This is a genomic window from Clavibacter lycopersici (genome assembly GCF_003576405.1).
Taxonomy (GTDB): Bacteria; Actinomycetota; Actinomycetes; order Actinomycetales; family Microbacteriaceae; genus Clavibacter; species Clavibacter lycopersici.
Window position 1 is genome coordinate 1 of record NZ_QWGT01000342.1, and the last position, 2,190, is coordinate 2,190.

Below are 2,190 nucleotides of genomic sequence, written 5' to 3' on the forward strand. Positions count from 1 at the left end.
TGCTCGCCGCCGGCGCGGGCACCCGCTTCGGCGGCCCCAAGGCGCTCGCGACGCATCCCGACGGCACGCCCTGGCTCGCGACCGCGATCGCCGCGCTCGCCGACGCCGGCTGCTCCCCCGTGCTGGTCGTCCTGGGCGCGCGGGCGGACGAGGCGGAGGCGCTGCTCCGGTCGCTGCCGACCGCCGCGGACGTCGTCGTCGTGCGGGCCGACGACTGGGCTGGCGGCATGTCCGCTTCCCTGCGCGCGGCGCTCCGGGCCGCAGCCGCCCTGGATCCGCCGCCCGTCGCGCTCGCCGTCGTGCCGGTCGACGTGCCCGACCTCGACGCCGCGACCGTCCGCCGCGTGCTCGAGGCCGCACCGGTGGATCCCTCGACGCTCCGCCAGGCCGTCTTCCGCGGCCGCCCCGGCCACCCGGCCCTCCTCGGTCGTGACCACTGGGAGCCGCTCGCCGCCGAGGTGCACGGTGATGCGGGCGCCCGCGCCTACCTCGCCGCCCGGGACACGCTCCTCGTGGAGGCGGCGGACCTCAGCACGGGCACGGACGTCGACCGGCGTCGCTGACCGATCCCCACGAACCTCAACGCCCCAGCGCGTCCTCCAGCGCGTGCCACGCGAGCAGCGCGCACGTGCCGCGGAGCGGGTAGCGGCCGGAGTCCGCGAGGGCGAACGCGTCGCCGAGGCGGTCCTCCGCGCCCGGCCGGAGCTCGTGGGAGCGGATCAGGGCGCGCAGCTCGACGACGAGCGCCGACGCCTCGGCGGCCGTCCGCCCCTCGACGAGCTCGGCGAGCATCGACGCGGACGCCTGCGAGACCGTGCAGCCGCGGCCGTGCCAGCGGACGGCGATGCGCTCGGCGGGATCCACCGTCGCTCCCGCGGAGCCACCCGGGTGCGCCGGATCCACCGCGAGCACGTGGAGGTCGACCACGTCGCCGCACGTCGCGTTCCGCTGCTCGGACGTCCCGAGGACGACGCCCGCGGACGGGGTCGCGGCGTCCGGCTCGGCGACGAACCGCCCCGGGGCGGACGCCGCCCGCAGCGCCGCGTCGCTCCCGACGCGACGGCGGGCGTGGTCGGCGATGAGCGCCGAGGCGATCTGCCGGTCGAGCGTCATCGTCCGACCGCGTACCCCTGGGCCCCGCGCGGGTTCGCCGCGGCGCCGAGCAGCAAGGTGTCGGGATCCCGCGTCACGGTGGAGAGCCGCCCGAGGGTCCAGTCGCCGACGACCTCCACCTCGTGCCCGCGGGCCCGGAGGTCGGCGATCGCGTCGTCGCCCGCTCGCCCCTCGACCACGAGGCCGCCGGGCGTCCAGGTGCGCGGCCAGAAGGATCCGGGGACGCTCGTCGTGTGGAACGTCGGCGCGTCCACGGCCTCCTGCGGTGCGAAGCCGCCGACGATCGTGCGCAGCAGGTAGGGCAGCTGCCACTGGTCCTGCTGGTCGCCGCCGGGCGAGCCGAGCGCCTCCACGGGCTCGCCGTCGCGCGTGATGAGCGTGGGCGTCAGCGTCGTGCGCGGACGACGACCGGGCACGAGCGACGACGGTCCGCCGGGCTCGAGCCACGTCATCTGCAGGCGCGTGCCGAGGCAGAATCCGAGCGCCGGGATGAACGGCGACGACTGGAGCCAGCCGCCGGAGGGCGTGGCGGAGATCATGTTGCCCCACCGATCGACGACGTCGAGGTGGCAGGTGTCGCCGCGGGTCTCCCCCGTGCGGGAGACCGTGGGCTCGCCCGTGCCGCCGGCGGACGCGGGCGCGTCGCCCTCGACCACGAGCGGCGGGAGGAACGGCTCGACCCCGTCGACGCGGCCGGGGCGCAGCTCGTGCGACGCCTCGTCCGTGATGAGCGCGCGCCGCTCGGCCGCGTACTCGGGCGAGAGCAGCACGTCGAGGGGCGCTCCGCCCGGGACCGCGTCGCCGTAGTACGCCTCGCGGTCGGCCAACGCGAGCTTCTGCGCCTCGATGATGCGGTGGATCCCCGCGGGAGTCGCCGGGTCGATCTCGTCGTCCGAGTAACCGTCGAGGATCATGAGCGCCTGCAGCAGCGCCGGGCCCTGGCCCCACGCGTCCGTCTTCCAGATGCGCACACCCCGGAACTCGATCGACACCGCGTCCTCCCACGACGCGCGCGAGGAGGCGAGGTCCTCGGCCGTGATCAGCCCCGCGTGGTCGGCGCCGGTCGAGTGCCGGTGC

3 protein-coding genes are annotated in these 2,190 nt (G+C 76.8%); 1 reads left to right on the forward strand and 2 read right to left on the reverse strand.

The annotated features are described in order from the left end of the window. Window positions 1-563 (forward strand): nucleotidyltransferase family protein (locus tag DZG00_RS14850; RefSeq protein WP_119455786.1); only part of this gene is annotated, 563 nt, incomplete at its 5' end. A gap of 16 nt (window positions 564-579) precedes the next feature. On the opposite strand, the gene DZG00_RS14855 is transcribed toward DZG00_RS14850, so the two are convergent. Further along, window positions 580-1,113 (reverse strand): iron-sulfur cluster assembly scaffold protein, encoded by a 534-nt coding sequence (locus tag DZG00_RS14855; RefSeq protein WP_119455787.1) that lies wholly within the window; start codon window positions 1,111-1,113, stop codon window positions 580-582. After that, window positions 1,110-2,190: gamma-glutamyltransferase (locus DZG00_RS14860; RefSeq protein ID WP_199689831.1), on the reverse strand; the 1,081-nt coding region annotated here is incomplete at its 5' end. The genes DZG00_RS14855 and DZG00_RS14860, both read right to left, overlap by 4 nt.